Source organism: Thermanaerothrix sp. (genome assembly GCF_056331585.1).
Map to the genome: position 1 here is coordinate 1 of NZ_JBWGPQ010000058.1, position 8,588 is coordinate 8,588.

Below are 8,588 nucleotides of genomic sequence, written 5' to 3' on the forward strand. Positions count from 1 at the left end.
ATCTCGCTCAAGCGCAGGGAGCGTGCCGCCAGAATAGCCTGCCCAATTTCGGCGGCTTTGTCGGCTGTCATTGGATCATCGAATAGATGCTGCATAAAAGGACGGATGGTGATAACCTTGTGCATGAGGAGCCTCCTACCGATAAGGTTTATAGCAAACCAAGTTGATCGGTTTTGAGGCTCATTTTTATTGGGGTGTCCCAACTCATGTCCGAACTTCAAAAATTAGCCCTTGACAATTTGATATTCCTGAATAGAATTGCCCCGAAATGAGCATGCAGTATCTGATGATGACACTCTCGGGTGAACGGCGGAATCGGTTTCGCGTTCCTGGGATTTGGGGAGAAAGAGCCGTTATCGGCTCTTTCTTTTTATATCTCGCAAATCAAGTGTGGAAGGAAAGAGAGCCGTTTTCAGGCTCTCTTTCTCTGTGTGGAGGCGTGAATGTTGCGATTACCCGGATTCATTGATCCTCACGTTCATATGCGTGAGCCTGGTGCTACTCATAAAGAGGATTGGTATAGTGGAACGGCAGCAGCGCTGGCGGGTGGGGTAACGATGGTTCTGGCAATGCCCAATACCCATCCACCGGTAACTAATGCGGAATCCCTAAACCTGGCGCTAAAAGCTGCACGCCAGAAGGCGGTGTGCGATTATGCCCAATATCTAGGCGCGACTCCGGAAAACGCTTCCATCGCGGCCGAGTTGGCACCGCAGACAGCGGGGTTGAAAATGTATCTCGATCATACCTACGGCCCCCTGCGCCTTGCCGATATGACGGATTGGATGACGCATCTGGCTCATTGGCCGCGTGAGATGCCCCTGGCCGTCCACGCCGAAGGGCGTACGCTGGCAGCAGTGATCCTTTTAGCCGCATTTTATGAGCGACCACTTCACCTCTGCCACGTTTCTCGCCGTGAAGAGATTCTCATCATTCGGGCCGCCAAAGAACGCGGGCTCAAAGTGACATGTGAGGTCGCACCGCATCACCTGTTTTTGAGCGAGGAGGATATCCCGATGTTAGGGCAGGGACGGGCTGAGGTGCGCCCGACACTGGCCACTCCGCGTGACCGACAGGCGCTGTGGGATAACTTAGACGTCATTGATTGCTTTGCTACCGATCACGCGCCCCACACCTTGGCGGAAAAAGATGGCAACACCCCTCCCCCGGGTTTCCCCGGCCTGGAAACTGCCTTACCGCTGTTGTTGACAGCAGTGGCAGAGGGCCGTCTGACGCTTGAGGATGTCATTCGGGGTTATTACGTCAATCCCCAGCGCATTTTTCGCTTGCCTGCCCAACCAGAGACATGGGTAGAAGTGGATACTGAGAGCACATGGGAAATCCGGGGTGGAAATTTATTAACTCGCGCCGGATGGACGCCCTTCGAGGGTTGGCGGGCGCGAGGACGGGTGATGCGGGTTGTGCTGCGTGGAACCGAGGTCTATCGGGATGGTAAAGTTCTGGTTGTGCCGGGTTTTGGTCGTAATGTCCGTGCTAATGCCATGTAAAGTAAGTTGGGCCCAGAGCCCACCTTCCAAAATCTAAACCAAAGGAGTGAGAAATGGCAACTTATACCCCATATTCCGAAAAAAGTCCCTACCTGCCGTTCGGCGAAAACAAAAATGCGTCGTGGTATGGGAAGGACATCCTTTCGGTCAAACAGTTTGATCGCAGCGATCTGGAATATATCTTTGGTGTGGCGCATGAAATGGCCGAGATGGTGCGGCGCATCGGTACGTTCGACTTGCTGAAAGGCAAGATTCTGGCCAATCTCTTCTATGAACCCTCGACCCGCACCTCGGCCTCGTTTACCGCAGCCATGGAACGCCTGGGTGGAAGTGTGATCCCGATCAACGAAGTGCGTTACTCTTCGGTGGCTAAGGGGGAGTCCCTACCCGATACCGTGCGCACTTTGGAAGCCTACGCGGATGTCATTGTCTTGCGCCACCCCGAAGTTGGTGCTGCTGCATTGGCCGCAAAATATGCCCGTAAGCCGATCATCAACGCCGGTGATGGCGTGGGTGAGCACCCGACCCAGGCATTGCTTGATTTGTTCACCATTCAGGAAGAATTGGGGCGAGTGGATCACATTACGGTAACCATGTTGGGTGACCTGAAATATGGGCGCACGGTACATTCTCTGGCGCGCTTGCTCTCGCTTTATAATGTCAAACTCAACTACGTCTCGCCGGAGATCCTGCGCATGCCTCCCGAGATTATCACCGAAATCCAGGCCACGGGAACACCTCAGTTTGAATACACCTCACTGGAGCCGGTCTTGGCCGAAACCGATGTCCTTTATGTAACGCGGGTGCAGAAAGAGCGCTTTGAAGATCCACAGCAGTATGAGTCGGTGAAAGATGCTTATGTCATCACCCCAGAGATCATGCAGGCGGCCAAAAAGACGATGATCCTGATGCACCCCTTGCCCCGGGTGGGCGAGATTGCGCTGGAAGTGGATCAAGATCCACGAGCCGCGTATTTCCGCCAGGTTGAATACGGCCTGTACGTTCGTATGGCGCTTTTAGCAATGGTGTTGGGGAAAGCCTAATGAACAGCAGTTTTTTCGCTCAACTCGAAGACCGAGCGCGCAAGATTAACTCACTGCTGTGCGTGGGCTTGGATCCTCATCCTCAAGATCTCACAGCACCGACGCCAGAAGCTGCAAAGATGTTCTGCCAGCGCCTGATCGAGGCAACATCGGATCTGGCGCTGGCCTACAAACCCAACGCTGCCTTTTTTGAAGCCCTGGGTCCGCAAGGCTGGCAGGTGCTAAAAGAGGTGATTGCCAGCATTCCAGAGGACATTCCGGTTATCCTAGATGCCAAACGAGGTGATATAGCCTCTACCGCCGAGGCTTACGCCCGCTCAGCATTTGAAATCCTGGGTGTAGATGCCATTACGCTCAATCCCTACCTCGGGTATGATAGTCTACAACCTTTCTTGCGCTACCCAGACCGCGGAGTTTTCCTGCTATGTAAGACGTCTAACCCGGGTGCGGTGGACTTTCAGGATTTGCCATTGGGCGACGGGGAATCAGATTTGAGGCTGTATGAGAAAGTAGCCCTAAAGGCGCAAGAATGGAACACCCAGGGGAACATTGGGCTGGTGGTAGGTGCTACCTACCCTGAAGCCCTAGCCCGCTTGCGCCGCTTGGCGCCAGACCTTTGGTTCCTGGCGCCAGGTGTGGGGGTGCAAGGGGGAGACTTGGCAGCGACCTTGCGCGCAGGGCTACGGGCAGATGGCTTAGGGATCTTAATCCCAGTATCGCGTGCAATCTCACGGACGGAATCACCGCGCCAAGCAGCCTTGGACTTGGTCGCTTCGTTGCGTCGGGAACACGAAGCAGTCCTGGCCTCGCGGGTTGCTATTCCTCCGTTTTCACCTGATTGGGCCGCATTGGCTGAAGCCCTCTTGGAAGCGGGGTGTGTGCGTTTTGGCACGTTTACCCTCAAGTCCGGTTTGCAATCTCCCATTTACCTTGATTTACGCCAGTTGGTGTCCTATCCTAAGGTGCTGGCCCAGGTCAGCCGCGCCTATCTAAAGGTATTACGCACCCTTTGTTTTGATCGCTTGGCAGCGCTACCCTATGCAGCACTTCCAATTGCCACGACAATAAGCCTGTTGGGCAACTGGCCGTTGATCTACCCGCGCAAAGAGGTTAAGGCCTACGGCACTCAGGCCGAGATTGAAGGGGAGTTTCGCCCCAGGGAGCGGGTCGTTGTCATTGATGATTTAGCCACCACCGGGGGGAGCAAGTTTGAAGCGATTGAACGCCTAACTCAAGCAGGGTTGGTGGTTGAGGACGTGGTGGTGTTGATTGATCGTCAATCAGGGGCATCTGAAGCGCTCTCAGCGGCGGGGTATCGCCTGCATGCGGTTCTTACCCTGAGCCAACTCCTAGACTATTGGGAGAGCACCGAGCGCATTCCTGGAGAAAAGATTGCAGAGGTCCGCGAATTCCTGAGGCGTGCATGAGCGTTTATGCGTTACTTCGTCCCTTGTTCTTTCGGCTTCCACCCGAGACAGCGCACCACGGGGTGATTGCGCTTTTACGTTTGGCGGGGAGCAACCCGATCACTCGTACCGTGCTAAGGGCGTGGTTTCAGCCCCGAGTGCAGGGGCCAACGGTATGCGCTATGGGGCTGTCATTCCGTAATCCACTGGGTTTAGCCGCTGGTTTTGATAAGGATGGCTTGGCCTGGCGAGGGTTGGCATGCCTGGGGTTTGGACACCTGGAACTGGGCACAGTGACCCCTCGCCCTCAATCCGGTAATCCTCTGCCCCGGGTTTTCCGGTTGGTGGAGGATCAAGCCATCATAAATCGAATGGGTTTTCCTAGCCGCGGGGCCGAGTTTCTGGCGCGGCAATTGAGAGGAAAGCGCCCTGCAGGTGTGGTGATTGGGGTCAATATCGGTAAGAACCGACAGACACCGCTTGAGGAGGCAGCCCAAGACTATCTTTGCTTGCTTCAGGTCTTTGCTCCCTTGTGTGATTACGTGGCCATAAATGTCAGTTCGCCGAACACCCCTGGGCTGCGTCAGTTGCAACAGCGTCAGATGCTGGAGGCTTTATTGACCCCTCTAGCCGAAGCACGGGATGCCCAGGTACCCAACCTGGGGCGGCGCATTCCCCTGGTGGTTAAGATTGCCCCGGATCTGGATGATGAGGCTTTGGATGCGGCCTTAGAAGCGATCCTGGGTTGCGGAATGGATGGTGTGATTGTAAGTAATACCACTGTTCGGCGGGACGGTTTGCGCTCGCCTCTGGCTGGAGAGGCAGGGGGTTTGAGTGGACTGCCTCTCAACGATCTCAATACTCGCATGGTCAAAGAGGTAGTGAAGCGCATCGAGGGCAGACTGCCGGTGATCGCCAGCGGTGGCGTAATGGGACCACATCAAGCGCAAGAGAAACTAGATGCTGGGGCGGTATTGGTGCAACTTTATAGCGGATTGATTTATGAAGGCCCAGGGTTGGTCAAGCACATTCTCGATCATGGCTTGCGTGTATCATAGAGGGTGAAAACATAAATTTTTCTCGCACCTTAAATGCCCCGAAGAAACGAAATGAGTCGGGTGGATACTCTGATGGATCGAATCACGTTGAGACTCAATATGACGTTTGACTACAAATTGGATGATAATAGGCATATTTGCCTATTTGTCACAGGCCATTTAACGCTTTAATTCCTATGCCAGTTCGTTTATCCTTGGGAAACAACCTGAAAATTCGATCCCAAGGAGGAAACATTTGAAAGTGTCTCTCAGATTTTTACCAATTGTCATAACAGGAGTTTTACTGTTAACTGCTTGTGTCACCCGTTATCCAAATTCCGTGGAAACGGGAAGTATGATGAATGCTACTGCTACCCCAGGCGCGATGATGGCATCGCCGGGAGATTCTCACATGATGCGACCTATTAGCGGCGAGAATGTCCAAAAAGCAACTGTAACCACGGGTGGACAACCGCTGACCTATTATATGGATGGAAATGTCAAGGTATTCGAATTGACCGCCAAACCAGTTATCTGGCCGATTACCAAAGATGTTTCGGTTACCGCCTGGACTTATAATGGGACTGTACCCGGACCAATGATTCGCGTGACGGAAGGGGATTGGGTTCGCATCGTTCTGAGAAACCAGCTTCCTGAGCCTACCACCATTCATTGGCACGGTATCGCTGTTCCTAATGCGATGGATGGGATACCAGACATTACTCAAAAACCGATTCAACCTGGGGAGTCCTTTACATACGAATTTATCGCCCAGCCAGCGGGCACTTACATGTATCATTCGCATTATGAGGGTGACGTTCAGGTTTCGGCAGGGTTGTACGCGCCGTTCATTATTGACCCCAAAGAACCAGAATTACCCCAACCAGATGTGGATGTCGTTCTGATGTTCTCTGAGTGGCTGGTGAAGAATGGCAACACTTTCCCTGCCATGCCCATGGCAGGCATGGAACCGAATTATTTCACCATCAACGGAAAGTCTTTCCCGGAAACAGAAACGATCCATGTCAAGAAGGGGCAACTCGTTCGCCTGCGTCTGGTAGGGATTGGACAGTTCGTTCACCCCATCCACTTGCACGGGGTGCCCTTCAAAATCGTGGCAACCGATGGTCACCCGGTACCTGAAACTGCCCAATTGACCAAAGATACTGTGCTGGTTTCACCAGGCGAGCGGTACGATATTGAGTTCGTCGCAACTGAAACCGGCCAATGGATGTTGCATTGTCACATTTTGCATCATACAACCAATGACAACGTTGAACCAGGTGGTTTGATGCTGATGATTAACGTTACCGATTAGGTGGAGGAAACATGAAACTGCACTTTGTTTGGATTGGAATACTTTTTACTGTAGTAGCCTTTCTGGCAGGGTGTTCAAGTGCTGCCCAAACACAAGATGGATCGAACGAACTGGTGAAGTTCACCCTGGAAATTACCCCTGCTCCACCGGTCATTGGGAAAAACGTGATCATCCTGAAACTAGAAGACCAGGATGGACAGCCTCTGACCGGAGCGACCGTGGACGTTAGCGCCGATCACACCGATATGACGGGCATGACGATGAATGGCACTGCAGTAGAACAAGAGGATGGCAAGTATGCCATCACCGCAGATTTTAGCATGTCGGGTGCATGGAAATTGACGGTAAACGTACGAAAAGAAAGACTGGATGTAAAAAAAGAGTTTGATTTGAAGATTCCATGATGCACAAGCTGTTTTAAGTTTCCTTACACCACCATTATTGGGACACGCCAGAGGATGAAGGATCTCTGATGAACCTTTCGGTTCAACGCTCAACGTATCCACTTAAGAAGTCCGACAATTCCTTCTCTGGTTTAGTCGGCAATGGTTTCCGGTTGTCAGCATACTGATCGGCATTTACGTTTTTAGCCCTTTTCTTGCGCCCATATTACCGATTTGCGCACCCTGGCGCAGCAGGCAAAGGCAGGGGATTTGAGCCACTTCTGGATGGAAAAGTAGTAATGCGTTGTTAATCATAAGTATTGACTAATCAATCATCATGGCATATACTAAATGCGGAGGTGAATTATGACCGCATCATTACTCCGCGCACAAGTAATGCTTGATCCTGAAGACTATCGGCGTCTGCAATCTTTGGCAGAAAAGCAAGGTAAAAGCCTATCCGAAACAATTCGAGAGGTTGTTTTGCGGTATCTGGAAGAGCAAGAAAGACTGGAGCAGGAGAAATTCCAGAAGTCTCTTGAGGAGTTGCGCCAGATTCGTCAAAGAAACGCTGCCCGGTATGGTGTTTACAAGGGCGATTTGGTCAACGAAGCACGTGAAGAACGGGAGCGCCAAATGGAGGATGTATGGGATCAGTGGTCATAGACGCAAACATTGCCATAGCCCTGCTGGTGGAACGCCCCTGGTCCGTACTTGCTGAACAGAAAATGCTGGACTGGAAACGCCGCAAAATCTGCCTTTGTGTTCCCGCTTTGTGGCCAAGTGAAGTGATGTCGGCGTTGAGGAAAGCTGTCTATCTACATCAGGTGGATCAAGAAGACGCGCTGAAACTGGTGTCGGCTATGGATGCCTGGGACGTTCAAGTCTATATTCCAGATGCCGCGCTAAACCGCAGCGCTCTGATTTGGGCTGAACGTCTCGGGCAAATGGTTGCCTATGACGCTCAATACCTTGCCCTTGCCGAACAAATTCAGGCGGATTTCTACACCGCCGATAAAAAATTGTTCAATCGCTGTCAGGAACTCGGAGTCTCTTTTGTGAAACTGATCGGGTAGACCATGCGCAAGATATTTTCTATCCCCCTTTTCCTCCTTCTGCTGACCGCCTGCGCTCCGCAAATCCAACGGCACCCGCAGAGGTTGCGGTCTCTGCGACACCAACCGCTCCGCTACGGCTACGCCAACGCCCTTGCCGACTTCCACCCCAAGCGCTACGCTCCCGCCAACGGCTACCCCAACCCCCACGCCGACTACCCTGCCTGTGACCAACGGCACGCCCATCCCTGACCCGCCCTACGCAGTCATCACGGCAGAGAACGTTCACCGCTTGCGCCAGTTTGCCCGCTACGGCTACCCCCGCCTGCCGAAAACCCATCCCTACCGCCTGACCGCAGACGGCAAGACGATTGTGTTAAGTACTACCCACGCATGCCCAGCGGGCCCTTTCAGCGCAGATTGTCGAGTGGGACGGCAATGATCGGTGGGTTTTGAAAGAAAACCAGGAACGCCTGTATCAAAACCTGGAGCAGTTATTGGCTCCTGACACACCCAAACCCGGCTTTGGCAAGATCAGGGTTGACTTCCTCCGCTGGAAAAACGTTCAAAAAGGACTTTGGCACATTGAGAAGCGTCACATCTAAACCAATACTATGCGCAACGGATACGCTGATTGGCCCGGTGTAGGGCAAGTCTATCGGCTGGAACGCTGCTTCCGGTGGACACGCCGGGAATTTGACAATGCTGCCCGGGCTCGCAGATGGTTCAGCGGCCATATTGACCAGATGTTCGCTCTTCCGACCCTAGGTATTTCTCGGCTTTGAGAGAGCCATAGACAGTTAACGCGATTCTGACGTTCAGACATGAGTTGGGACAG

9 protein-coding genes are annotated in these 8,588 nt (G+C 52.8%); all 9 read left to right on the plus strand.

Going from position 1 to position 8,588, the window contains the following annotated elements:
• Positions 1-443 precede the first annotated feature (443 nt).
• Positions 444-1,508 (plus strand): amidohydrolase family protein, encoded by a 1,065-nt coding sequence (locus AC01YT_RS13110; RefSeq protein WP_476676119.1) that lies wholly within the window; start codon positions 444-446, stop codon positions 1,506-1,508.
• Between the two features lie 53 nt (positions 1,509-1,561).
• Positions 1,562-2,551, plus strand: coding sequence for an aspartate carbamoyltransferase (gene pyrB, locus AC01YT_RS13115; protein ID WP_322807146.1), 990 nt, complete (start codon positions 1,562-1,564; stop codon positions 2,549-2,551).
• Positions 2,551-3,978 carry an orotidine-5'-phosphate decarboxylase gene (gene pyrF / locus AC01YT_RS13120; RefSeq protein ID WP_476676122.1) on the plus strand — a complete coding sequence of 476 codons (1,428 nt, stop codon included), beginning with the start codon at positions 2,551-2,553 and terminating at the stop codon, positions 3,976-3,978. The genes pyrB and pyrF overlap by 1 nt, the downstream gene beginning before the upstream one ends.
• The gene (locus tag AC01YT_RS13125) at positions 3,975-5,015 is read left to right on the plus strand and encodes a quinone-dependent dihydroorotate dehydrogenase (RefSeq protein WP_476676124.1); all 1,041 of its coding nucleotides are present in this window, start codon (positions 3,975-3,977) and stop codon (positions 5,013-5,015) included. Before pyrF ends, AC01YT_RS13125 begins: the two co-directional genes overlap by 4 nt.
• A gap of 391 nt (positions 5,016-5,406) precedes the next feature.
• Positions 5,407-6,312 carry a multicopper oxidase family protein gene (locus AC01YT_RS13130; protein ID WP_476676126.1) on the plus strand — a complete coding sequence of 302 codons (906 nt, stop codon included), beginning with the start codon at positions 5,407-5,409 and terminating at the stop codon, positions 6,310-6,312.
• Between the two features lie 11 nt (positions 6,313-6,323).
• The gene (locus AC01YT_RS13135; RefSeq protein WP_476676128.1) at positions 6,324-6,716 is read left to right on the plus strand and encodes a FixH family protein; all 393 of its coding nucleotides are present in this window, start codon (positions 6,324-6,326) and stop codon (positions 6,714-6,716) included.
• Between the two features lie 345 nt (positions 6,717-7,061).
• The gene (locus AC01YT_RS13140; RefSeq protein ID WP_476676130.1) at positions 7,062-7,361 is read left to right on the plus strand and encodes a ribbon-helix-helix protein, CopG family; all 300 of its coding nucleotides are present in this window, start codon (positions 7,062-7,064) and stop codon (positions 7,359-7,361) included.
• Positions 7,343-7,771 carry a type II toxin-antitoxin system VapC family toxin gene (locus tag AC01YT_RS13145; protein ID WP_476676132.1) on the plus strand — a complete coding sequence of 143 codons (429 nt, stop codon included), beginning with the start codon at positions 7,343-7,345 and terminating at the stop codon, positions 7,769-7,771. The genes AC01YT_RS13140 and AC01YT_RS13145 overlap by 19 nt, the downstream gene beginning before the upstream one ends.
• 133 nt (positions 7,772-7,904) lie before the next feature.
• Positions 7,905-8,192, plus strand: a complete 288-nt coding sequence (locus AC01YT_RS13150; protein WP_476676134.1) for a hypothetical protein — start codon at positions 7,905-7,907, stop codon at positions 8,190-8,192.
• The last annotated feature ends 396 nt before the right edge of the window (positions 8,193-8,588 follow it).